Genomic DNA, 23,412 nt, shown 5'->3' on the forward strand with positions numbered 1-23,412 from the left:
TTAAAAACCTATGTGCATCGACACATAGGTTTTTACAGCCATTTTTTAAATTTTGAGTAGAGAATTGCTGCGATAAAAATGGTTACAGCAAAAATAATAACTAACGGGTAACCTAAGGGACTTGCTAATTCAGGCATGTATTTGAAATTCATCCCATACCAGCCAACTAGGATGGTTAAGGGCATGCAACAGGTTGTAACAGTAGTTAGAATAGCCATATTTTTATTTTGGCGCATTTCTAATTGAGATTTGGCCATTTCTCTTATCTGGATGATGGTTTCTCTTAACATTAAAACTGTTGATTGCAATCGTGCAACGCGGGCAGAAAAAAGATGGAAAAAGCGTAGGTTTTCTTCTTGGAAAAAATTGTTTTCATTTTCTGCTAATTCTTGACTTAAATCAAGGAGTTGACTATAATGCAGATTCAATTTAGTCAGTTTACGTCTTAAACTATTTAGATCTGATTCATGGTATTGGTTTTTTCCATCAAGAATGGTTTCCTCTAAATTATCGAGATATTTATCGTAAGCTTCCAGTAGCTCACTATCTCCTTTGATAATAGTTTCTAAAAAATCATAGAGAAAGCGCTCTAAACTGGGATTTTTCCACTTTTTACTTTTTTGAATCTTTTTAACCAGATGTTCTACATGATGATGTTGATCAATGAAGACAATCCCCCGCTCATCAAGGGCAAAGGAAAAATCAATGGATTCGTTCAGCAAGTCATCACGATTGGGGATTTTGAAGGTTCCTGTAAGCGAGTCAAGGTTAACTTCGGCCTTAGTAGATTTAGCGCTAGCAAAGTCAAAATCCATGTCAATGCCCATTTGTAAAGCATCCTGTAAGCTTTGCCACTCGGCAGGTTTGATAACTGCTACAAAGGGATTTCTGCTTTGTTGACAGTTTTCAAAGGTTGTTACTTTTAATTTATCTGAAACATTATAATACATAAGCATATTATAAGTCTATTAAGTAAAAAAAGCTAGTTCCAACTAGCTTTTTTGTTTGTTTAGATGGCCCATTCTCCACTACGGAAAATTGGCACAACTTTGCCATCTTTTGTGATACCATCAATATCCATTTTATCTGACCCAATCATGAAGTCAACATGTGCTGTTGAACGGTTCAAGCCGGCAGCTTTTAATTCTTCTTGAGACATCTCTGTTCCCCCTTTTAAACTAAAAGCATAAGCAGCGCCGATAGCTAAATGATTTGAAGCATTTTCATCAAAGAGAGTGTTGAAGAAAGTTAAGCCAGATAGCGAAATTGGTGTTTTGTGTGGTACAAGTGCGACTTCACCCAATGAGCGAGCACCGTCGTTTTCTTCAACCAATCGTTTAATAGTTTCTTCCCCTTTTTTGGCTGTTACTTCTGTGATCTGACCATCTTTAAAGGTAAATCTCATTCCTTCAATAACAACTCCAGCATAGCTAAGTGGTTTCGTTGAAGAAACATAACCATCAGCTCGGCGATAATCAGGAGCCGTAAAGACTTCTTCAGTTGGCATATTGGCGATGAATTCTTCTCCTTGAGCATTCTTACTACCAGCAGCTTCCCATAAATGGTTTTCAGGCATGCCTAGGGTTAGATCAGTTCCAGGAGCCACGTAATGGAGAGCATCAAATTGGTAATCGTTCAAGATTTTTGCTTTTGCTTCCAGTTTAGCTTGATGATCATCCCAAGCTTTTATTGGATCTTCTTCATAGATACGATTCATCTTGAAAATAGCGTCCCATAAGGCATCAACTTGCTCTTCTTCTGTAGCAAGGTCTGGGAATACCATAGCAGCCCATTCTGGGCTTGGAGCTGCAACAAGATTCCAAGAAAATTTATTTGCTTGCGAAGCGGCCCGCTGTTTTTCAAGAGCAATGGCAGTAGCTTTCGTAGCTTCAGATAGCCTTTCGGAATCAACACCTGCAAAGGCATTAGGGTCAGATGAACGAACGAAGAGACGACTAGCATTTTTTTCTAAAAAGTAGTTTGATTTTTCGACTAAGTAATTTGGCACGTTAATCAAACGCTCATAATCAGCATGCAAGAGACGTTGACGAGCAATCTTATCATCAATGTAGTCAATAACAACTTCAGCAGCACCAGCTTTATAGGCTTTTTCGGTCAATAGTGAAGCCAATTGATAGTGCTCAACAGAAATAGCGATGATTAGTGTATGACCCTTTTGAATATTAACCCCTTTTGTGATTAAAAGATTAGCGTACTTTTCTAGATTTTCTTTGAAATTTGGTAAAACCATGTATGACCCCTTTTTTAGTTATCGTAAGTCTAATGTAGCATAAAAGAGGTAAAAGCTCAAGATGAAGGAGCTTCTTAAAAGGAAATAAGCTAATAACTTGCTATTTGCTAATTGGTCATTTTCGTGTTAAGATAATAGAAAGAAAAATCTATAGTTGAGGTAGTAAAGTGGCATTTGGAGAAAATGGACCTAGAAAAAAAACAACATTTGAAAAAATTACAATGTTTGTTGTTATATTAATGGTTCTTGTAACTGTCGGCGGCCTTGTTGCAGGTGCGTTATCAGTATTGATGTAAAAAAACGCCATCAGGCGTTTTTTTAAAATAAGAGAAAGTAAGAGAAGGATATGAGTATGTTTTTAGATACTGCCAAGATTAGTGTTCATGCTGGTCGTGGTGGGGATGGAATGGTTGCATTTAGACGAGAAAAATATGTTCCAAATGGCGGTCCTTGGGGCGGTGACGGCGGCAAAGGCGGCTCTGTCATCTTTAAAGTTGATGAGGGCTTAAGGACTTTGATGGATTTCCGTTATAATCGGAAATTTAAAGCTAAAGCTGGTGAAAAGGGCATGACTAAAGGCATGCATGGGCGAGGGTCAGAGGACCTTATCGTACCAGTACCTCAAGGAACAACCGTTAAAGATGCTGAAACGGGAAAAGTTATCACAGATTTAGTGGAAAATGGCCAAGAATATATAGTGGCTCATGGTGGACGTGGCGGACGTGGTAATATTCGTTTTGCTACTCCTCGAAACCCTGCCCCAGAAATTGCTGAAAATGGGGAACCAGGTGAAGAGCGCGACTTAGAATTAGAATTGAAGATTTTAGCTGATGTTGGTTTAGTTGGATTCCCTTCTGTTGGTAAATCCACATTATTAAGTGTAGTATCAGCCGCTAAACCTAAAATTGGTGCTTATCATTTTACTACGATAGTTCCGAATCTAGGAATGGTGCGAACCAAGTCCGGAGACAGTTTTGCTATGGCAGACCTTCCAGGTCTTATTGAAGGAGCTAGTCAGGGAATAGGGCTAGGCACTCAGTTTCTTCGTCATATTGAACGGACACGAGTTATTTTACATGTTATTGATATGTCAGCTTCAGAAGGTCGAGATCCTTATGAAGATTACGTTTCTATCAATAATGAGCTTGAAACCTATAATTTGAGATTATTGGAGCGTCCACAAATTATTGTTGCAAATAAAATGGATATGCCAGAAGCTGAAGAAAATTTAAAGGCATTTAAAGAAAAACTAGCTGCAGATTATGACGAGTTTGACGAACTTCCTAAAGTATTTCCAGTCTCCACTCTTGCAAAACAGGGTTTAGACAATTTAATGGATGCCACAGCAGAGCTCTTAGCCAAAACAGATGAATTCTTACTTTATGATGAAGGTGATTTTCAAGATGAAGAGGTTTATTATGGTTTTGATGGCGAAGAAAAAGACTTTGAAATTAACCGTGATGATGATGCTTCATGGGTGCTTTCAGGCGAAAAATTAGAACGTCTCTTTGTGATGACAAATATGGAGCGAGATGAATCAATCATGAAATTTGCACGCCAGCTACGGGGAATGGGCGTTGACGAAGCTTTACGTGAGCGGGGTGCAAAAGATGGAGATATCGTGCGTATTGGTAATTTTGAGTTTGAATTTGTGGATTAAAGTTGCACAGAAATAGTGAACCTTACGATTGATGCTCTGACAACTTTTGCTAGGTTATGAGTTTATTTTTGTTGACAATAACTCAACAGTAACAGTGCTACAAGTAATGATACGAGGGGGTATCTAATGGGAGACAAACCGATATCTTTTAAAGATAAAGATGGTAATTTTGTTTCAGCTGCGGACGTTTGGAATGCAGAAAAATTAGAGGAGCTCTTTAATACTTTAAATCCAAATAGACGTTTCAGACTAGAACGCGAAAAATTAAAAAAAGAAAAAGGATAAGGTTTAAACCTTATCCTTTTTCAGCGCCAGTTCTTGGCCTTTTTGAAGCTTAATCCAGTTAAAAAAGGTATACATATCATTAATTAAAAAAATGATAAAACAGATAGCGATAGAATAATGGCTAGGATCAGAGTTTACTTCTAGAAGCCAAAGGAAAATCAAGACAACATCATTTAAAGCAAAAAATAAAGCATAGAAAGGATTTCTTTTATAGGATAGAAAAGTTGCTATAAAAGAGGTTGTGATGGAAAGTGTAGATACCAATAAAAAAGCAGTATGGAAAATATCTAAAATAAAGTAGAAGACAATTGTTATAAGAAAAGTGAAGAAAGCTAAAACATAGATATCTTTAACGTTTAGACGACTAATTAGTACTTGTGATTTTTTGCCTTCAAAAGGGTGACTTAGCCACGAGAACAAGGCAAAAATTGCCATAGGGAGGGTTAAAATAAAGTAGGTTAGAACCTCGCCATAGTAGTGATTTCTCAATGATAGGTAGGCATAAATAACGGAAAAGATAATAATCAGACCTTGACCTAAAGGATTTGCCTTAGCTGAAAATATTAGCGAGGTTGCCCCTATTAATGAAGCAGCTAAAGCCAAAGGATTAGCTTGATTAAAGAAAATGTAGGAAGATATAATAGTTGTCATGGAAAATAACCAAATCAACCATTCCAATTTGCTAAAGTATTTTAATAATGCCATAGTATTATTCAATCACAGCTTATAGATCCTGTCAATGGCCTTTAAAGGAGGGTTTTCTGATCTAATTGGTATTGTTTTAAGTATGGTTCAGCAATCAAATGACGGTCATGCGAAACGCTAATGATTGCTCCTTTAAAACCAGCTAAGAATTCTCTGACTAAGGGTTGACTTGTAGGAGAAAAATGTCTGGTCGGCTCATCTAGAACTAAAATATTACACTTATCTAAAACCATCTTGGCTAAAAATAGTTTAGCTTTTTGTCCCCCTGAAAGATGGCAGATGTCATGTTCTATCTCCTGTCGTGTTAGTTGTAAGCTAGCCAGTAGATTTCTAGCTTGTTCTGGATTTTCCGGTGCAAGGAAGTCAAGAACTTTTTCATTTTCTATCAAAAGATCATCATAATGTTGAGGCATATAGCCAACTCGGAAAGAGGAGTTCTCTTCTAATTCAGTAACGATTGTTTTTAACAGACGACTTTTACCAACACCATTTTGGCCAGTAATGACGAGTTTGTCTTGACCTCGGATGAGGAGGTTAACTTTTTGCCCAGTCTCTAAAATGTAATCTTGCCAATGGAGGATAATCTTTTTTTTCGGTAGTGGAATACTATCAGAAAAGAAAATGGCAATGCTCTCTAACTCATCAGGAAGCTCTTTCAACTGGTTTTGAGTAATGTCTAATTTTCGTTCCTGAGATTTAATAACTTTCATCTTTTTAGCTAGTAGCCGACCAGCTGTTGAATCCTTTGTGTGGTTTAGCTGATGATGGAGGCTAGCTTGGAGTTTCTCTTGTTTGGCTTTTTTCTTTTGGAAATCGGTGCGCTCTTTAGAGGCAATTTGTAACTGTTTCTGGTATTGATTCTGTCTATAGGACTTATATTCTGGGTAAGAACCTTTAAAGAAAGTCCATTTTGATTTCCGGCGTTTTTGGGTTAATTCAAGATGTAAAATAGCAGTAGCACAAGTTGTCAAAAAACCTTCATCATGGGAAATAAAGAGAATTGTTTGCTGATTATCCTGAATTATTTTTTCTAGCCAGATTATGGACTCTAAATCCAAGTCGCTAGAAGGTTCATCTAATAAGAGTAAATCAGGATTGAGAGCTAAAGCTTTGCTGACTTGTAGCTTAAGGCGTTCGCCACCTGATAAATCTTTTAGTCGAATGTCTTTTCTATCTAATAAATCCAAGTTGAATCGACAAGATTGGGCCAATTGGAAGAAAAGATTAAAGTCTAGAAAAGGGATGTCATTTTCATCATACAAAAATGCATCTAAAGTTTTAGCCAAGGTCAATTGATCTAATTCTTGTGGCAGGTGGATAACTTTTGTGAAATCATATTTGATGAGTCCACTCATATTAATATAATCAGGCAATTTTTCAGGATGAAAGATGGCTTTTAGAAGGGTAGATTTTCCTGTCCCCTCTTCGCCAATAATAGCCACTTTTTCACCATTATTGATAGTAAGTGTTAACTCTTTAAGGAGCTGGGAAAGGTCTTTGGTATGAATGAGGTTCAGTTTGTTTAATTGTAGCATAGATGCCTCCTGTCTATTAGTTATATCTTAATTAGTACTAAATAAGAAGTGACAAATAATTGAGAGACAGAAAAAAACTTCCTACCTTAACAAGAAAAGTAGAAAGTTTGCATCAAAAAATTAGCAGTATCTTAGAGATACATACTTAGATAAGAGCAGACTAAAAAACCTAGCTTGATAAGATATGAATCTCTCAAAAAAGTTTTTTAGTTGTTCATTGCTCCTATACCTCCGCCTATTATTGATTCCATTGTAACATCATTATAATACTAATGCAATTATAAATGGTAGCAAAAAAGGAACTCTATTGAAAGTTCCTTTTGTGACTAGACATTTAAGACTTTGTCTAAAAATTCGATAAGTCGCGGATGTTTAGGGTTATCAAAAATTTCTTCAGGAGTTCCATCTTCAAGGAACTGGCCGCCATCTGTAAAGATAACACGGTTAGCAACCTGTCTTGCAAAGCCCATTTCATGAGTGACGATTAACATGGTCATTCCTTGTTTGGCAAGGTCACGCATAACATTTAAAACATCACCAACCATTTCTGGATCGAGCGCAGAAGTTGGTTCATCAAATAGCATGATATCAGGGTTCATGGCTAAACTTCTCGCGATAGCCACCCTTTGTTTTTGACCACCAGAAAGGCTGGCTGGGTAAGCATCAGCTTTCTCAGCCAATCCCACTTTTTCAAGAAGTTCCAGTGCATGTTGTTTGGCAGAGGCTTTAGATTCTTTTCCGAGCTCTACTGGAGCGAACATGATATTTTCAATGACGGTCATGTGTGGAAAAAGGTTAAAGTGCTGGAATACCATGCCAATATTTTCACGTGCTTTATCAATATTAGTTTTTGAATCTGATAATTCAAAGCCGTCAACAACGACCTTTCCCATTGTAATTGTTTCTAAGAGATTTAGGGTTCTTAGAAAAGTTGATTTACCAGAACCAGAAGGGCCAATAATACAAACAACATCGCCTTCATAAAATTGGGCACTAATTCCCTTTAAGACCTCATTTTGACCAAAATATTTATGTAGGTCTTGGACATCAATTTTCAATTCTGCCATTAATTAAGCCTCTTTTCTAAGCGTTTAGCTAAACGTGTTAATAGCGTAATCATTATCAAGTAGATAATAGCTAGGATTGCATACATTCGGAATGATTGGTAGTTTCTAGCAATAATGATTTTCCCTGTTTGGAAGAGTTCTACTAAACCAATTGCCGAAACAATAGTGGTATCTTTTAAGGAAATAACAAATTGGTTGATAAAGTTTGGAAGCATAACTTTAACAGATTGCGGTAAAATAACCTTACGCATGGTAATCTTATAAGGAATTCCTAAACTACGACTGGCTTCCATTTGCCCAGCTGGGATTGCTTCAATCCCACCTCGGACGATTTCGGCGATATAAGCACCACCATTTAAGGAAAGTGCAATTGTAGCAGCCAAGAAGTCGTTAATTGGTGATTGGTGGCCAGTCATGCTTTCAATGAGATTAGGAATACCCCAGAAAATAAAGGCAGCAACAATCATTAAGGGAATACCACGTACAACATCTACAAAGACAGAAGATATGACGCGGATTTTTTTACTTGGTGCAACTGCCATCATTCCAAAGATAATCCCGATAACCATGGCGATAGCAAAGGAAATAAGGGTTAAGCTTAAGGTTGTCCCTAAACCGGCAAGCAATTGTTTATAGTTGTTTGACAATAACCCAAAAATATTAGTTTCATCAATAGAAGATTCATTTCCCTTAGAGTCTTGATCTGAAGCTAAATAATTATTAATAATGGATTTATATTTCCCAGATTCTTTTAAAGAAGCAAGTCCATTATTAAACATTTCGATCAATTCAGGATTAGTGCCTTTTTTAACGGCAAAGCCATACTCACCAGAAGGTTCCCCTTCAATTGGTGTATCAAATTTACGACCTTGTTGGATAGAGTATTTAAGGATAGCTTCATCGTCCATTAAACCAACAATTGATCCAGCGTTTAAACTATCATACATAGATGAAGCTTCATCAAATGCTTTTATTTTGTAACCATATTTCTCCTTGTTTTTATCTAAGAAGTCATATGATGCAGTTCCTTTTTTAGCACCGACTGTCTTTCCTTTGAGGTCTTCATATGATTTAATAGAAGAACCTGATTTGACACCTAATAAAATATTAGAAGTGTAGTAAGAGTCAGAAAAGTCAAAGATTTGCTTGCGCTCGTTGGTAATAGACATACCGGCGATAACTGCATCAGCTTGACCTGATTGAACAGCATTTAAAGCAGCATCAAAACCAGGGTTAGCAATTTCTATGGTAAAGCCTTGTTCTTTAGCAATAGCTTTAATGAGTTCCATATCGATACCGACATATTGACCTTTGTCATTTTGGAATTCAAAAGGGGCAAAAGAGGAGTCAGCTACAATTTTGTAAGATTTTTTCTCAGGTTTTGCTTTTTTGCTGGCAATTCCTAAAGCTTGATTTGATGTACTTGTTGTATCGCCTAACCATTTTGTCATGATTTTTTGGTAGCTTCCATCAGCTTTCATAGCTTTAAGGGCTTTATTAAAATCTTTTACTAGATGATTGTGACCAGTTCCCTTTTTGACTGCAAAGCCAAAAGAACCGATAGCTTCACCAGACATATTAATAGCAAGATCTTGACTTTGTTTAATAGCAAATTGGATAACAGGCTCATCATCCATTACAGCATCAATGGAGCCAGAAGCCAGACTGTTATACATTAAATCACCAGTGTCAAAGGTTTTAACAGAAAAACCATAGGTGTCTTTATTCTTATCTAGGAAACTTTGAGCAGCTGTGCCATTTTTAACACCTACTGTTTTCCCATTTAATTCACTGTACTTTCTAACGGGTTTTGCTTTTTGAGTGGCAATGACAATTTTTGTATCATAGTAGGGATCTGAAAAATTAAAAACTTTTTGACGTTCTTTAGTAATGGTAGTTCCAGCCATCAAAGCTTTTGCTTGACCTGATTGAACAGCATTAACAGCCGCGTCAAAACCAGGATAAGTCATTTTGTAATCCCATTTTTGCCGTTTAGCGACCTCTTTGATGATATCAACATCGATTCCTTTATAAATCTGATCAGAATCTTTATATTCAAAAGGCGCATAAGCTGTATCTGACACGATTGTTACGGTTTCAGCACTTGCGATACCACTAAATATAAAACTGAGAGCTAAAATAGCAAGGATAACACCTTTTATTTTGTTCTTCATGTATATCTCCTTCGAAAAAATATGCTTTATTATATCAGAAACAGCTAACAATAGCAAACTCATTCGCTTTTCATGTAATAAAATCTAACATGACATGTCTGTGTTGATTTCATATGATTTTACTTTGACTATGGTAAAATAATAATATAAAGTCTGTGATGAGGATATAAAATGATAGATAAACGAGAAAACAATACTTTTCACTTAGTTTCTAAGTACCAGCCTTCTGGCGATCAACCTCAGGCTATAGCAGAGCTGGTTGACAATATAGAAGGAGGGGAAAAGGCGCAAATTTTACTTGGAGCAACAGGGACAGGAAAAACCTTTACTATGAGTCAGGTTATTAACCAGGTTAACAAGCCTACTTTGGTTATCGCTCATAATAAGACCTTAGCTGGCCAACTTTACAGTGAATTTAAGGAATTTTTTCCTGATAACGCTGTAGAGTATTTTGTTTCCTACTATGATTATTATCAACCAGAAGCCTATGTACCCTCTAGTGATACATATATTGAAAAGGATTCTTCTGTCAATGATGAAATTGATAAATTACGGCATTCAGCAACCTCTTCTTTATTAGAACGTAATGATGTTATTGTTGTCGCTTCAGTTTCTTGTATTTATGGATTGGGATCTCCTAAAGAATATGCCGATTCAGCAGTTAGTTTACGTCCTGGCCAAGAAATTTCCAGAGACCAATTGTTAAATCAACTTGTAGATATCCAGTTTGAACGGAATGATATTGATTTTCAACGAGGCCGTTTTCGTGTGCGTGGTGACGTGGTAGAGGTTTTTCCAGCGTCACGTGATGAACACGCTTTTCGGATTGAATTCTTTGGTGATGAAATTGATAGGATTCGTGAAATCGAATCCTTAACGGGTAAGGTACTAGGCGAAGCAGAACACCTAGTCCTCTTTCCAGCTACTCACTTTGTGACTAATGATGAGCACATGGAAGCCTCTATTGCCAAAATTCAAGCAGAACTGGAAGAGCAGTTGCAGCTGTTTGAATCTGAAGGAAAACTTTTAGAGGCACAGCGATTAAAACAAAGAACAGAATATGATATCGAAATGTTGCGGGAAATGGGCTACACAAATGGTGTTGAGAACTACTCAAGACACATGGATGGTCGTTCAGCGGGAGAGCCTCCGTATACTCTTCTTGATTTTTTCCCTGAAGATTTCCTTATTATGATAGATGAAAGCCATATGACTATGGGCCAAATTAAAGGGATGTATAATGGCGATCAGGCTCGTAAGAAAATGCTTGTTGATTACGGATTTAGGTTACCCTCAGCATTAGATAATCGTCCTTTACGTCGTGAAGAATTTGAAAGTCATGTCCACCAGATTGTCTATGTATCAGCGACACCAGGTGATTATGAGATGGCACAAACTGACACTGTGATTGAACAAATCATTCGACCGACTGGCCTGCTCGATCCGATTATTGAGGTGCGACCTTCAATGGGACAAATGGATGATCTACTTGGTGAAATTAATACCCGATCTGCAAAAGGAGAACGCTGTTTCATTACAACTTTGACCAAAAAGATGGCCGAAGATTTAACAGACTATCTCAAAGAAATGGGCGTTAAGGTCAAATATATGCATAGTGATATTAAGACATTGGAACGGACTGAGATTATTCGTGATCTGCGACTAGGTGTTTTTGATGTTTTGATTGGGATCAACTTGCTGCGTGAAGGGATAGATGTGCCTGAAGTAAGCTTAGTTGCTATTCTGGATGCTGATAAAGAAGGATTCCTCCGAAATGAGCGTGGATTAATTCAAACTATTGGACGGGCGGCCAGAAACTCTGAAGGGCGTGTGATTATGTATGCCGATAAAATGACAGATTCAATGCAAAAAGCAATTGACGAAACGGCACGTCGGAGACATATCCAGATGGCTTATAATGAAAAACATGGTATTGTGCCTCAGACCATCAAGAAGGATATCCGCGATTTAATTGCTATCACTAAAGGGACTGGTTCAGAGAGTGTCGAGGAAAGCACTGACTATGCAAGTATGAATAGAACAGAACGAAAAGAAGCGATTAAGAAGCTGCAAAAACAAATGCAAGAAGCAGCCGAATTACTTGACTTTGAGTTAGCAGCTGAAATCCGTGATCTTATCTTAGAATTAAAACTTGAAAACTGAGGACTTGTTATTAGTGAACAGGGACTTGTAACAAAACAGTAACACATTTAAGTTTCCTTTAAGATACATTCAGTATTTTAATAGCAATAATTATTAAAAATTTTTATGATTTTAAAAAAATGAAGGATTAGTTGTATAGAAACTAACATAATTGCGAAATTTTTTTAATAATTTTATCTTTTTCTTGCCGATTGGCTAGAAATAAGGTAAAATTCTTTAGTGTGTATTGATATGAAAGCAATAAGGTGAAAAGGAATTGACATGAATAAAAAATGGAAAAAAATTAGTATATTTATTGGAAAAACCATTTTGTTTTATCTTATTTTTATGCTTTTAATTTATATCTTTGATTTTTTAGGGCATGGTCAAAGTGCATTTATTTACAATGAATTTTAAGGAGAGTTGGTCATGATTAAAGATATGATTGAGAGAATTGAAGAACTTGCAGTCCTTCAAGAAGATTATCCCGTTTATAATTGTATGGGGGAATGCCACACTTATGGGGACCTCAAACGAGACTCTGATAGTATCGCAAACTATATTAGTCAAATGCAATTAGAAGCTGGTTCCCCTGTTTTGGTATTTGGAGCACAGACCTATGATATGATTGCAACATTTGTTGCTTTAACAAAAGCAGGACATGCTTATATACCAGTAGATGTTCATTCTGCTCCAGAACGTGTGAGTGACATTATCGAAATCGGACAACCAAGTCTCATTATTGCTGTTGAACCGCTAAATGTTGAACTTAAAGGTCAAGAGCCTCCTGTTATTGATTTGGAGGCTATTAATCAAGCCAAAGCTCAACAATCATCTTTTATATTAACCAATTCTGTCAAAGGAGATGATAATTACTATATTATCTTCACTTCTGGAACGACAGGTAAGCCTAAAGGTGTTCAAATCTCGCATGATAATTTATTAAGCTTCACCAATTGGATGATTGAAGATCAGGAGTTTTCTACCCCTGAACGCCCACAAATGTTGGCTCAGCCACCCTACTCATTTGACTTATCAGTGATGTACTGGGCACCAACTTTAGCTTTAGGAGGAACCTTATATGCCTTACCTAAGGAATTGGTTTCTGATTTTAAACAACTCTTTACAACCATTACGAATTTACCGGTAGGGATTTGGACATCAACACCGTCTTTTGTTGATATGGCTATGCTAAGTGATGATTTCTGTCATGATAAAATGCCACAGTTAACCCATTTTTACTTTGATGGTGAAGAGTTGACGGTATCAACAGCTAGAAAGCTGATGGAACGTTTCCCTGATGCTATCATTGTTAATGCCTATGGTCCAACCGAAGCAACGGTAGCCCTATCTGCTATCCGCATTACTAAGGAAATGGTAGAGGCAGGTGCACGTTTACCAATTGGCTATACTAAGCTAGATTCACCTACCTATATCTTAGATGAAGATTTAAATGAAGTAGCAAATGGTGAGAGTGGTGAAATCATTGTTACGGGACCTGCAGTGTCAAAAGGTTATCTTAACAATCCTGAAAAAACCAAAGAGGCCTTCTTCACCTACAATGGTCAACCAGCTTATCATACTGGCGACCTAGGCTATTTTACTAAGGATAATATCCTCTGTTATGGTGGCAGATTAGATTTCCAAATTAAATATGGGGGCTACCGAATTGAGCTAGAGGATGTTTCACAACAACTAAAACAGTCGCCGTATGTAGATACAGCAGTTGCTGTTCCTCGTTACAATGCAGAGCATAAGGTACAGAATCTCTTAGCTTTTGTTGTCCTCAAAGATGGGGTTCGCCAACAGTTTGAACGTGATATTGATGTCACAAAAGCTATCAAGGAATCTCTAAAAGATAGTATGATGTCTTATATGATGCCCTCTAAGTTTATTTACCGTCAAGCCTTGCCGATGACTCAAAATGGTAAGACGGATATCAAAACTTTGATAAACGAGGTGAATAATAGATGATGGGAGTACTCGAAAAGATTCCTTATTTAGACCCCTACTCAAATCCTATCTATTTTGTTTATTTAATTTTTGCCTTACTGCCTATCATCATTGGGCTCTTTTATCGTAGACGACTCCCTTTATATGAATTCCTAGTAACGGGGGCCTTCATTTTGATGATGTTTGGTCAGGATCACACGAGTCAACTAATAGCTTTTCTTATCTATGTTGTTTGGCAGACAGTTTGTGTTTTTAGTTATAAATGGTATAGAAAAAGAAATGACCACTTCATTGTTTTTGCATTAGCATTACTATTAATTATACTTCCTTTATTTTTTGTTAAATTGAGTCCATTTAACCAGGCTCATCCTAATCAATCACTTTTTAGTTTTTTAGGGATATCCTATCTTACCTTTAAAAGTGTTGGTATGATAATGGAGATGCGAGACGGTATTTTAAAGGAATTTACTTTTCCTGAATTTTTACGTTTCCTGATCTTTTTACCAACTTTTTCAAGTGGACCGATTGATCGTTTTAGACGTTTTCAAGAGGATTACCAGAATCTTCCTGATAAAGAGCAATATTTGCAAATGATAAATAAGTCTGTTATGTATATCATGCTTGGCTTTCTTTATAAATTTATCATTTCTTATTATTTGGGAAGTGTTTCGTTACCCATCGTAGAAGCAAAAACGATTGCTACGGGTGGTCCGTTCAATATATATCTTGTTTTGGTTATGTACGTCTATGGCTTAAACCTCTTCTTTGATTTTGCGGGCTACTCTATGTTTGCAATTGCAATCTCAAATTTAATGGGGATTAAGACACCAGAAAACTTCCATTTGCCTTTCCTAGCTCCAAATTTAAAAGAATTTTGGAATAGGTGGCACATGACGTTATCATTCTGGTTTAGGGACTTTGTTTTTATGAGATTAGTACATTTTCTCATTAAGCATAAGGTCTTTAAAAACCGTAATGTCACCTCAGGCTTCGCCTATTTAGTTAACATGACAATTATGGGATTCTGGCACGGATTTACTTGGTACTATGTAGCCTACGGTGTTTTTCATGGAACTGGTCTTATTATAACTGATGCCTGGATTCGTAAGAAGAAAACCATTAATCGTAACCGTAAGCAAAAAGGCTTAGCTCCGTTATTTACAAGTAAAGCCTACCATTATCTATCTATTGCAGTAACTTTTCATATAGTAATGATTTCGTTACTATTATTCTCAGGATTTTTGGATCGTTTCTGGATCCACCCTATGCGTTATTAAAAAAGGAAAATTATTATGACTATTGAAGAAACTATTATTGATGCTTTTGACCGTCTCTTTATGGAAGATGTTTCAGATATGAAAGATGAAGATTTGTTTGATGCTGGGGTATTAGACAGCTTGGGAACAGTTGAACTCATTGTTGAGCTAGAGTCACTCTTTAATATCAAGGTGCCCATATCAGAATTTGGACGGGAGGATTGGAACACCGTTTCAAAAATTGTTGAAGGTGTAAAGGAACTTCAAAATGCTTAAAAAATTAGCTTATATATTAGGGCCCTTGGTTGTGGCTTTAATGCTAGTTTTAGTTACAATATTTGCTTTTCCCAGTCGCTTACCACATTCACTGATAGCTGAAAAAAGAAGTGCCGTTGCTATTACAAATAATAGTTTTAAAAATAGCTTAGTAAAGCGTCAAGCTTTAGATGACCCTAAACATCGTTTTGTTCCTTTTTTTGGTTCTAGTGAATGGAGTCGAATGGATAGTATGCATCCATCGATTATTGCTGAAAAGTACCAGCGAAGCTATCGTCCATATCTGCTAGGTAATCGTGGATCACAATCGTTGGTGCATTACTATGGTATGCAACAGATGACCAATAACCTTAAAAATAAAAAAGCAGTCTTTGTCATATCGCCCCAGTGGTTTACACCTCAGGGAACTGACTCAGGTGCTGTTCAAACTTACCTTTCAAAAACTCAGATATATGAGTTTTTGCTACATGCGAACCAAGAAGATACCACTTCCCGCTTTGCTGCTAAACGCATGTTGGAAATGAATCCTGATGTTGCAAAGGCTAAGTTATTAAAGAAAATTAGTTTAGGACAACAATTGAGTTTCTGGGATAAATATACACTAAGGCTACAGTATAATATCTCTTTGAGAGAAGAGTCGCTCTTTTCATTCTTAGCTAAATCGAAAACTTTTGATACTCGTATTATGCCACGTGTTGAAGGACTTCCAAAGAAATTTTCTTATAGTCGCTTAACAGAATTGGCTATTAAACGTGGGGAAGCAGCTACCACTAACAATCCCTTCGGAATTAAAAATAGTTTTTATAGCAAACGGATTGCACCGGACCTTGCGAAATATCGGTCCTTCCAGAGAAATTACGTCTATATTAATTCTCCAGAGTACAATGATTTCCAACTAGTATTAACTGAGTTGGCTAAGCAAAATACAGATGTTCTCTTTATTATACCGCCAGTCAATCAACTCTGGGCTAAGTATACTGGGCTTAGTCAGGATAAATACTTAGATGCAGTTCATAAAATAAAATATCAGTTAAACTCACAAGGTTTTAACCAAATTGCCGACTTTTCAAATAAAGGTGGCGAGCCTTATTTTATGGAAGATACTATTCATATGGGTTGGAATGGTTGGTTAGCAGTTGATAAAGTAGTACAACCCTTTTTAGAGGTGGAAAAAAATACTAACCACTACAAAATGAATCCTTACTTTTATTCAAGAGAATGGGCGAAAAAACCCTTTGTAGCCAATAAAGAAGATAAGAATACAAAGCTAACAAATACTCCCTAGCAAGTTAAAATGGGTAAATGTCTAACTAAAGAAGAAGCTAATCACTTTAAATAGCTCCTTTTAATGGCTATATCAAAAACAAAACCTCAAGAGGACGCCTGCTCCTCTTTTTTTTGTATATAGAACTTAAATTACCTAATTAGAGAAATCAAAAAGACCTAGAAAACCTGTTTATTCAGGTTTTCTAGGTCTTTTATTGCTTGAGTTGTTAGTTATAAGTAAGATTCTTTGTCTATTTTGATAAACTCGTCGGACTCAGAAATAGCATCTTAAGCTTAACATCTTTTGAAATCTATTTAACAGATCCACCTGTAATACCTTCAACGTAATATTTTTGCATGAAGATGAAGAGGAGAGTGATGGGAACTGCAATTAATACGGAGCCAGCAGCAAAAGCACGGAACCAAGTATTAATTGTATCAACTTGTAGCATTGAGAAAAGTCCGATAGCAACGGTATATTTGCTTGTAGCATCACCTAAGATAACTTGGGCAAAGATAAAGTCAATCCAAGGTCCCATGAAAGATAGTAGTGCTGTATAAACAATGATAGGTTTTGATAATGGTAAAGTTATTTTAAAGAAGATATCCATTCTCGTAGCCCCATCAATCATTGCTGATTCATCTAAAGAGTACGGAATGGTATCAAAGAACCCTTTAGCAATATAGAATCCTAATGCTGCACCAGCTGAATAGACAAGTACAAGTGCTGTTAAGGTTTGAGTTAAACCTAGCGCCTTTAAGATGTAGTAGACAGCAATCATGCTCATAAAGCCAGGAAACATATTAAGGACAAGCGCTAATTTAAGGAAGCCGTTGCGATGTTTGAATTTAATCCGGCTAAGAGAGTAGGCCATAGCTACTGTAATGAAGGTAGAAATGATACAAGTAGCTGATGCGACCATAAAGGTATTAGCAAACCAACGACCAAAAGGAAATGACTCATTGGTAAATAGCATGATGTAATTATTTAAGGTAAAAGTTTTGGGAAGGAAGTAGTTAACGTAGGCAGTTCCTTCGCCACGAAAACTTGTTAAGACAACCCAAACAATTGGGAACAGCCATACAATAGCAAGTATTGTTAAGGTAGTATAAACTAAACCAAGTTGGAATCGACGTTTATTTTTCATTATTTAACAGTTCCTTCCTTGTATGATGCAGTACGAGTATAAGCTAATAAACTGAAAATCGCAGACACAGCAAAGATTAAGATACCGATAACTGAGGCTAGATTGTAGTCAGCAGCAGTAACGGTGAGTTTGTAGAGCCATGTAACGAGAAGATCAGTTGTTCCAGCTTGATAATAATGTGAATTTGTTGGTCCACCACCCGTTAATAGATAGATAACGTTAAAGTTATTAATATTACCAATAAATTGTTGGATTAGATTTGGTGTCATAATCAAGAGAATTTGTGGAAAAGTAATAGATTTAAACACTTGGAATTTACTTGCTCCATCAATTTCAGCAGCTTCAATTTGTTCGCTTGGCAGGTTCATAATAATACCAGTGGCGATTAACATGGTGAAGGGGATACCAATCCACATGTTAACAAAAATGATTGAGAATTTTGCCCATAATGGATCAGATAAAAATGGCAAGGCGTGTTTGATAAGTCCAAGTTTATAGAGTAAAGCATTTATTGGCCCTTCATCATTTAACAAATTACGCATAATCAATAATGAAATAAATTGTGGAACGGCGATAGTAATAACAAAAATTGTCCGCCACATTTTTTTCAATTTTAAGCCCTTGGTATTAATCAGCAGAGCTAAAATAATACCGAAGAAGAAATTAGTAACAGTAGCAAAAACGGCCCAAATCAGTGTCCATGAGAAGACAGGGAAAAAAGTACCTGCCATACGACCACTTAAAATATTACCGAAATTTTTAAATCCAACCCAGTCGAAGAGCGATTTAGGTGGTAGATGGTTATGATCAAAGTTTGTGAATGCTAAGCAGATCATATAGACCAGTGGTAAAATGGTGAAGAGGAGAATACCAATCAACGGCACTGCCATCAGGGTCATGTGGAAACGACCGTTAGCTAATGTGAGAAAATCTTCTTTGAAGGTTGGAATCTTCTCGTCTTGACTCTTAAGCAGATAGAGGTTTCTAGCACTTTTAAGATTACACCAATAGATGTAGGCAAAAACTAAGCAAAAAATGATTGCAGCTAAACCAAAGATGAGCATTAGCATGGAGTTATCACCATCAACGGCAACTTTCAATTTAATACCATCAATAGTTTTAGTAACTATTCCTTGGGTTTGAGTACCTAAGGTGATAATACCTTTAAAGGCCGGAATAATTTGGCTGACAAAAGCAATCAGAAAAACGATTTCACTTACTAAAAATAGTAACCCTTTAATAAATTGTTTATTGGCAAGATTGGCAAATCCCATAATTAATGTAGATAGCTTAATATCCCAACTACCTTTTTTTAATGCGTCAGTTACACTGACCTCTGGCACCAAGCTTTTTTGTATCATAAATTTTCTCCTTTGTATAGGATAGTTTTGGTAACATAGCTAAATGTTACGTAAACCTTTAAGAATCTTAAAAGTTTACGTAGCATACAGCTAAGTTTTTAAATAAAAACAAGTAGGAGTGGTCTAAATCCCTATAAGTACTGAGACCTAGATCCACTCCCTATTGGAGAAGACAATCACGTAATCTAATTAGTAACAACTCCCGAACTTGTTTATAGTGTTCAACAATGATTATTTTGTTGTAGCAATGTCTTTATCAAATTGTTGTAATTTGGCTAGGAAGTCACCTTCTTTGATTTTGCCACTATAGGCATCGCTAAGAATAGCTGCACTTTCTGTCCAAAAAGTACCCATTTGGCTAACTTTTGGCATGACTACTGTGTAATCAGAAGATGAGCCCATTGTAATAACTGTTTTTGCAAGTTCATTAGATTGGACGTCTTGAGAAGATTGAACATCTTTGTTTGAAGGAACGATATTACGTGTTTTAAATTGATTTTTTTGGCTTTCAGCACTTGTTAAGTATGAAGCAAGTTTGTAGCTTGCTGCGATACGTTTTGTATCACCCTTAGCTGGAGCTTGGTTAACGGCATAAAGTTTAACGCCAAGGAAAGCTTTTTGTTGAACTTCTTGGCCACCAATAGTTACTTTAGGATAGACAGCTACAGCGAGTTTGTCTTTGCCGATAGCTTCTTGAGCAGCAGCGTAGTCCCAAGGTCCTGATTCAAATGATGCAACTGAACCATCGCCAAACTTAGACATTGTATTATTAGCATCTAAGTTGACAAAACCTTTATTATTTTTTTGGTCAGCAATCCATTTAAGAACTGCAACACCTTTGTCGTTGCCCCAGTTTGTCCCTTTAACATCTTCACCGTTTTGACCAAATAGTGTGTCACCTACGGACATGAATAAAGGTCCAGTAATATAGGCGTTAGCTTGTTTGAAGTTTCCACCAAAAGTAGCTTTTGAAGTGATTGATTCGTATGATTTAACATCTTCAGCACTTAATTTTTCTTTATTGTAGAAAAGAACTTGTGATTCAATACCAAATGGGAAACCGTAAGTTTTGCCCTTATATTGAGCACCAGCAATGGCTTGTTCTGTGTCATTCTTAGTAATATCTTTTGTATATTTGGCAGGAACTTCTTGAATAGTACCAGATTCAACAAGTTGTCCTAATTGATCATGAGGAAGAGAAAATACATCAGCAGCAGTACTAGCATCTTTTTTGATTTTTTCTTGTGCTTTTGGATCTTCAGATTCTACAACTTTTACTTTATAGCCAGAATCTTTTTCAAATTTCGCAACAGTTTCAGCATAAGATTTCTTAGCTCCAGTTGGAACCCATAATTTAATTGTTTTAGAGTCTGATGAAGCAGATTCTTTCTTATCGTTTGAAGCTGATGAGCAACCTACCAAAAGAGTACTTGCAAGTGTTAAGCTTGCTCCGCTGACGATAATTTTTTGCCATGATTTCATAGCCATTTCCTCCTAAGAAATATTTTATAAGTCTATTATGCAACCGTTTGCAGTTTATGTCAATAGTTTTTTTGATTTTTTTCAAAAAAATGTCAAAAAATTAGATTTGCTAAAACTTTTAGAGAGGCTTTGATTTTTCCAAGGATAATTGTATAATGGAAAAAAACACATGCGTAGAAATAAGAACAACTGTTCTTAATATGAGAGGTATGAATGGTAACAATAAAAGATGTTGCTAACAAGGCAGGAGTAAATCCATCAACTGTTAGTCGGGTATTAAAAGATAATAAATCTATATCTGAGAAAACAAAGGAAAAAGTCCGAAAAGCTATGCAGGAATTGGGTTATGTGCCAAACCTTGCAGCGCAAATACTGGCTAGTGGTCTAACACATAATATCGGTCTGGTCTTTCCTCCAATAACCTTCACTGATCGTTTGTCAGAGCCTTTTTTTATGCAAATATTATCCACTATTACCAATGAAGCAAAGAAACATCACTTTACGATTTCTATCGCAACTGGTAATTCAGTTGAAGCTCTTGAAGAGCAAGTTAAATTGATGCATCTTCAAAAGAGAGTTGATGGTTTTATTATTTTATATTCCGAATTAAATGATCCCGTTCGCCACTATTTAATGGCAAATAAGATTCCTTTTGTAATTGTCGGAGCACCTGAAGGCGATGAAAATAATATCACGTATATAGATAATGATAATCAATTAATGGCTAAAACAGCAATTAATTATTTATATAATAATGGTCATAAACGTATTTTATTTATCACAGATGATCTCCAATCAGAAGTGGCATCTGAGCGCTATATTGGTTACCTCAAGGGGTGTATGAAATTACATTTGGAGTCAAAACCAATGTTGCTGTTTGACCGTAGTGATCCCATGAGTGTGGAAGAGCTGACCGAAACTATTTTTGATTTTCGGGCAACAGCCTTGATTGTTATTGGTGATATTCTAAGTGTCCGAATGATTCAATTACTTTCATACTACGGTCTGAAAGTTCCAGATGATATCTCTATTATTACCTTTAATAATTCAACATATTGCAAATTGGTTCACCCCTACCTAACGACATTTGACATTAATGTTGACAATTTGGGGGTCACAAGTTTTAAGCAATTAATGGACATTATCAGTTCAAAAGAACAGTCTCTTAGTCAAAAAATCTTTGTGCCCTTTACGCTTAAGATTAGAGAGAGTGTTCGCAATTTAAAAAATAGTAAGAAAAGCAGTATTTGAAAAAATATTGTTTTTTTTATTGACTTACGCAAACGCTTGCGTTATAATCTCATCATAGTCACTATTATGAGAGGTATTAGAATGAATAAACGTGCAAGTGGAGTCCTCATGCATATCAGCTCCTTACCAGGTCCATTTGGGATTGGTACATTTGGAAAATCTGCTTATGACTTCGTCGATTTCTTAAAAGAAACCAAGCAAACCTATTGGCAAATATTGCCTTTAACAACAACCAGTTTTGGAGATTCCCCTTACCAGTCTTTTTCAGCGGTTGCTGGGAATACCCATTTTATTGATTTCGATCTCTTGGTTGACGCTGGTTATTTAGAACAATCAGATTTTACAGGAGTTTTCTTTGGTTCTGATCCTGAGTCAGTTGATTATGCTACTATTTTCTCGGCAAGGCGCCCTATTTTAGAAAAAGCAGTTGCAAATTTTTTAGCGTCAGCCAATGGTAAAAAAGAGTTAGAGACTTTTATACAAAATGCGAGCTGGCTATCAGACTATTCAGATTTTATGGCTATTAAGGAATATTTTAGTAATAAAGCTCTGCAAGACTGGCCTGATATGGCTATCGTCAAACGTGATCACAAAGCGTTAGCTTCTTACCAAGAGAAGTTGGCAAACCTTATAAATTATCATAAAGTTTGTCAATATTTCTTTTTCCAACAATGGTTTGCACTGAAAGAATATGCTAATCAAAAGGGGATTCAAATTATTGGTGATATGCCCATTTACATATCCGCTGATAGTGTTGAAGTTTGGACAATGCCTGAATTATTTAAGGTGGATCAAGATAAAAAACCACTCTATATAGCAGGAGTTCCGGCAGATGGCTTTAGTGAAGATGGCCAGCTTTGGGGTAATCCTATTTATGACTGGAATAACCATCTCAAAACGGATTTTGCTTGGTGGATTTTCCGCATTCAAGAAAGTTGTCGAATGTATGATCTTGTTCGGATTGATCATTTTAAAGGCTTCTCTGATTTTTGGGAAATTCCTGGGGGAGACAAGACTGCTAAAAATGGCCACTGGGCTTCAGCACCAGGCTTTGAGCTATTTGAGACCGTAAAAAATGCCTTAGGAGATCTTCCAATTATTGCGGAGAACTTGGGTTACATTGACGATCGAGCGGAGAAACTGCTAGCAGCTACAGGCTTCCCAGGCATGAAAATATTAGAATTTGGGCTTTATGATGAAACAAGTCAAAGCTTTGATTTGCCTCATCATTATGATAGGAATAATATTGCCTATACTGGAACCCATGATAATGAAGTTATCAACGGCTGGTATGAAAATTTAACTGTTAAGCAAGCACGATTTGTTAATGCTTATCTTGGAAAACCTCACCAGGAGCCTATTACGAAGGCTATGTTACGTACCATTTTCGCATCGGTCTGTGATTATGCTATTCTTTGTATGCAAGATCTGTTAGATAAACCTGCTGAGAGTCGAATGAATATGCCAAATACTGTTGGTGGCAATTGGCAGTGGCGTATGCTGGCAGATGACTTAACCGATGAACATAAGGTTTACTTAACACGACTTACTGAACGTTATGGTCGAGCGAATACACACTAAAATTTTTGAAAAGAGGGAA

20 protein-coding genes are annotated in these 23,412 nt (G+C 36.5%); 11 read left to right on the forward strand and 9 right to left on the reverse strand.

What is annotated here, in order from left to right:
• Positions 1 to 32 precede the first annotated feature (32 nt).
• Together DQM45_RS03810 and DQM45_RS03815 are read right to left on the reverse strand one after the other, a co-directional pair.
• Positions 33 to 950: a magnesium transporter CorA family protein gene (locus DQM45_RS03810; protein ID WP_003084802.1), complete on the reverse strand. Its 918-nt coding sequence runs from the start codon at positions 948 to 950 to the stop codon at positions 33 to 35.
• Between the two features lie 59 nt (positions 951 to 1,009).
• Positions 1,010 to 2,251 carry an aminopeptidase gene (locus tag DQM45_RS03815; RefSeq protein WP_003084000.1) on the reverse strand — a complete coding sequence of 414 codons (1,242 nt, stop codon included), beginning with the start codon at positions 2,249 to 2,251 and terminating at the stop codon, positions 1,010 to 1,012.
• Between the two features lie 167 nt (positions 2,252 to 2,418).
• Between DQM45_RS03815 and DQM45_RS03820 the strand changes: the two genes are divergently transcribed.
• The 3 genes from DQM45_RS03820 (at position 2,419) to DQM45_RS03830 (ending at position 4,196) form a co-directional block, all read left to right on the forward strand.
• Positions 2,419 to 2,547, forward strand: coding sequence for a DUF4044 domain-containing protein (locus DQM45_RS03820; RefSeq protein ID WP_003085163.1), 129 nt, complete (start codon positions 2,419 to 2,421; stop codon positions 2,545 to 2,547).
• A gap of 50 nt (positions 2,548 to 2,597) precedes the next feature.
• Complete coding sequence (obgE, locus tag DQM45_RS03825; RefSeq protein WP_039984483.1) at positions 2,598 to 3,911, forward strand: GTPase ObgE; 1,314 nt, start codon at positions 2,598 to 2,600, stop codon at positions 3,909 to 3,911.
• Between the two features lie 126 nt (positions 3,912 to 4,037).
• Positions 4,038 to 4,196 (forward strand): hypothetical protein, encoded by a 159-nt coding sequence (locus tag DQM45_RS03830; RefSeq protein ID WP_003086044.1) that lies wholly within the window; start codon positions 4,038 to 4,040, stop codon positions 4,194 to 4,196.
• A gap of 3 nt (positions 4,197 to 4,199) precedes the next feature.
• Here DQM45_RS03830 and pnuC read toward each other — a convergent pair whose 3' ends face one another.
• The 4 genes from pnuC to DQM45_RS03850 form a co-directional block, all read right to left on the reverse strand.
• Positions 4,200 to 4,901: a nicotinamide riboside transporter PnuC gene (gene pnuC / locus DQM45_RS03835; protein ID WP_003084480.1), complete on the reverse strand. Its 702-nt coding sequence runs from the start codon at positions 4,899 to 4,901 to the stop codon at positions 4,200 to 4,202.
• 41 nt (positions 4,902 to 4,942) lie between these two features.
• Entirely contained in the window at positions 4,943 to 6,436 is a 1,494-nt protein-coding gene (locus DQM45_RS03840; RefSeq protein WP_003085686.1) for an ATP-binding cassette domain-containing protein, read from the reverse strand.
• 326 nt (positions 6,437 to 6,762) lie between these two features.
• Complete coding sequence (locus DQM45_RS03845; protein ID WP_003084120.1) at positions 6,763 to 7,503, reverse strand: amino acid ABC transporter ATP-binding protein; 741 nt, start codon at positions 7,501 to 7,503, stop codon at positions 6,763 to 6,765.
• A complete protein-coding gene (locus DQM45_RS03850) occupies positions 7,503 to 9,677 on the reverse strand; it encodes an ABC transporter substrate-binding protein/permease (protein WP_003083220.1) in 2,175 nt (724 codons plus the stop codon). The genes DQM45_RS03845 and DQM45_RS03850 overlap by 1 nt, the downstream gene beginning before the upstream one ends.
• Positions 9,678 to 9,848: 171 nt before the next feature.
• Between DQM45_RS03850 and uvrB the strand changes: the two genes are divergently transcribed.
• The 6 genes from uvrB (at position 9,849) to dltD (ending at position 16,589) form a co-directional block, all read left to right on the forward strand.
• Complete coding sequence (uvrB, locus tag DQM45_RS03855) at positions 9,849 to 11,840, forward strand: excinuclease ABC subunit UvrB (RefSeq protein WP_003085597.1); 1,992 nt, start codon at positions 9,849 to 9,851, stop codon at positions 11,838 to 11,840.
• Positions 11,841 to 12,101: 261 nt separating this feature from the next.
• A complete protein-coding gene (locus tag DQM45_RS03860) occupies positions 12,102 to 12,236 on the forward strand; it encodes a teichoic acid D-Ala incorporation-associated protein DltX (RefSeq protein WP_003082556.1) in 135 nt (44 codons plus the stop codon).
• 12 nt (positions 12,237 to 12,248) lie between these two features.
• Complete coding sequence (dltA, locus tag DQM45_RS03865; RefSeq protein ID WP_003085684.1) at positions 12,249 to 13,793, forward strand: D-alanine--poly(phosphoribitol) ligase subunit DltA; 1,545 nt, start codon at positions 12,249 to 12,251, stop codon at positions 13,791 to 13,793.
• The gene (gene dltB, locus DQM45_RS03870; protein ID WP_003082827.1) at positions 13,790 to 15,049 is read left to right on the forward strand and encodes a D-alanyl-lipoteichoic acid biosynthesis protein DltB; all 1,260 of its coding nucleotides are present in this window, start codon (positions 13,790 to 13,792) and stop codon (positions 15,047 to 15,049) included. Before dltA ends, dltB begins: the two co-directional genes overlap by 4 nt.
• Before the next feature lie 15 nt (positions 15,050 to 15,064).
• Positions 15,065 to 15,304, forward strand: coding sequence for a D-alanine--poly(phosphoribitol) ligase subunit DltC (gene dltC, locus DQM45_RS03875; protein ID WP_003084403.1), 240 nt, complete (start codon positions 15,065 to 15,067; stop codon positions 15,302 to 15,304).
• On the forward strand, positions 15,297 to 16,589 hold the full coding sequence (dltD, locus tag DQM45_RS03880) for a D-alanyl-lipoteichoic acid biosynthesis protein DltD (RefSeq protein ID WP_093958844.1): 1,293 nt from the start codon (positions 15,297 to 15,299) through the stop codon (positions 16,587 to 16,589). The genes dltC and dltD overlap by 8 nt, the downstream gene beginning before the upstream one ends.
• Before the next feature lie 292 nt (positions 16,590 to 16,881).
• On the opposite strand, the gene DQM45_RS03885 is transcribed toward dltD, so the two are convergent.
• From DQM45_RS03885 to DQM45_RS03895, 3 genes are all read right to left on the reverse strand, one after another.
• Complete coding sequence (locus DQM45_RS03885; RefSeq protein WP_003083539.1) at positions 16,882 to 17,718, reverse strand: sugar ABC transporter permease; 837 nt, start codon at positions 17,716 to 17,718, stop codon at positions 16,882 to 16,884.
• The gene (locus tag DQM45_RS03890; protein ID WP_003084378.1) at positions 17,718 to 19,079 is read right to left on the reverse strand and encodes a carbohydrate ABC transporter permease; all 1,362 of its coding nucleotides are present in this window, start codon (positions 19,077 to 19,079) and stop codon (positions 17,718 to 17,720) included. The genes DQM45_RS03885 and DQM45_RS03890 overlap by 1 nt, the downstream gene beginning before the upstream one ends.
• Positions 19,080 to 19,310: 231 nt before the next feature.
• A complete protein-coding gene (locus tag DQM45_RS03895; RefSeq protein WP_003083308.1) occupies positions 19,311 to 20,561 on the reverse strand; it encodes an extracellular solute-binding protein in 1,251 nt (416 codons plus the stop codon).
• A gap of 213 nt (positions 20,562 to 20,774) precedes the next feature.
• Here DQM45_RS03895 and DQM45_RS03900 point away from each other — a divergent pair, with 213 nt between their 5' ends.
• Positions 20,775 to 21,812: a LacI family DNA-binding transcriptional regulator gene (locus DQM45_RS03900; RefSeq protein ID WP_003083932.1), complete on the forward strand. Its 1,038-nt coding sequence runs from the start codon at positions 20,775 to 20,777 to the stop codon at positions 21,810 to 21,812.
• An 81-nt stretch (positions 21,813 to 21,893) separates the two neighbouring features.
• Positions 21,894 to 23,393, forward strand: a complete 1,500-nt coding sequence (gene malQ, locus DQM45_RS03905) for a 4-alpha-glucanotransferase (protein WP_003082829.1) — start codon at positions 21,894 to 21,896, stop codon at positions 23,391 to 23,393.
• Positions 23,394 to 23,412: the final 19 nt, after the last annotated feature.

This window comes from Streptococcus porcinus (genome assembly GCF_900475415.1).
Classification (GTDB): Bacteria; Bacillota; Bacilli; order Lactobacillales; family Streptococcaceae; genus Streptococcus; species Streptococcus porcinus.

What these genes read in the sequence shown, in the direction of transcription:
- malQ (WP_003082829.1), top strand. Translation starts at nt 21,894, where the DNA reads ATGAATAAACGTGCAAGTGGAGTCCTCATGCATATCAGCTCCTTACCA.
- DQM45_RS03810 (WP_003084802.1), bottom strand. Translation starts at nt 950, where the DNA reads ATGTATTATAATGTTTCAGATAAATTAAAAGTAACAACCTTTGAAAAC.
- dltB (WP_003082827.1), top strand. Translation starts at nt 13,790, where the DNA reads ATGATGGGAGTACTCGAAAAGATTCCTTATTTAGACCCCTACTCAAAT.
- dltA (WP_003085684.1), top strand. Translation starts at nt 12,249, where the DNA reads ATGATTAAAGATATGATTGAGAGAATTGAAGAACTTGCAGTCCTTCAA.
- dltC (WP_003084403.1), top strand. Translation starts at nt 15,065, where the DNA reads ATGACTATTGAAGAAACTATTATTGATGCTTTTGACCGTCTCTTTATG.
- DQM45_RS03830 (WP_003086044.1), top strand. Translation starts at nt 4,038, where the DNA reads ATGGGAGACAAACCGATATCTTTTAAAGATAAAGATGGTAATTTTGTT.
- obgE (WP_039984483.1), top strand. Translation starts at nt 2,598, where the DNA reads ATGAGTATGTTTTTAGATACTGCCAAGATTAGTGTTCATGCTGGTCGT.
- DQM45_RS03860 (WP_003082556.1), top strand. Translation starts at nt 12,102, where the DNA reads ATGAATAAAAAATGGAAAAAAATTAGTATATTTATTGGAAAAACCATT.
- DQM45_RS03900 (WP_003083932.1), top strand. Translation starts at nt 20,775, where the DNA reads ATGGTAACAATAAAAGATGTTGCTAACAAGGCAGGAGTAAATCCATCA.
- uvrB (WP_003085597.1), top strand. Translation starts at nt 9,849, where the DNA reads ATGATAGATAAACGAGAAAACAATACTTTTCACTTAGTTTCTAAGTAC.
- pnuC (WP_003084480.1), bottom strand. Translation starts at nt 4,901, where the DNA reads ATGGCATTATTAAAATACTTTAGCAAATTGGAATGGTTGATTTGGTTA.
- DQM45_RS03840 (WP_003085686.1), bottom strand. Translation starts at nt 6,436, where the DNA reads ATGCTACAATTAAACAAACTGAACCTCATTCATACCAAAGACCTTTCC.
- DQM45_RS03815 (WP_003084000.1), bottom strand. Translation starts at nt 2,251, where the DNA reads ATGGTTTTACCAAATTTCAAAGAAAATCTAGAAAAGTACGCTAATCTT.
- DQM45_RS03895 (WP_003083308.1), bottom strand. Translation starts at nt 20,561, where the DNA reads ATGAAATCATGGCAAAAAATTATCGTCAGCGGAGCAAGCTTAACACTT.
- DQM45_RS03850 (WP_003083220.1), bottom strand. Translation starts at nt 9,677, where the DNA reads ATGAAGAACAAAATAAAAGGTGTTATCCTTGCTATTTTAGCTCTCAGT.
- dltD (WP_093958844.1), top strand. Translation starts at nt 15,297, where the DNA reads ATGCTTAAAAAATTAGCTTATATATTAGGGCCCTTGGTTGTGGCTTTA.
- DQM45_RS03885 (WP_003083539.1), bottom strand. Translation starts at nt 17,718, where the DNA reads ATGAAAAATAAACGTCGATTCCAACTTGGTTTAGTTTATACTACCTTA.
- DQM45_RS03890 (WP_003084378.1), bottom strand. Translation starts at nt 19,079, where the DNA reads ATGATACAAAAAAGCTTGGTGCCAGAGGTCAGTGTAACTGACGCATTA.
- DQM45_RS03845 (WP_003084120.1), bottom strand. Translation starts at nt 7,503, where the DNA reads ATGGCAGAATTGAAAATTGATGTCCAAGACCTACATAAATATTTTGGT.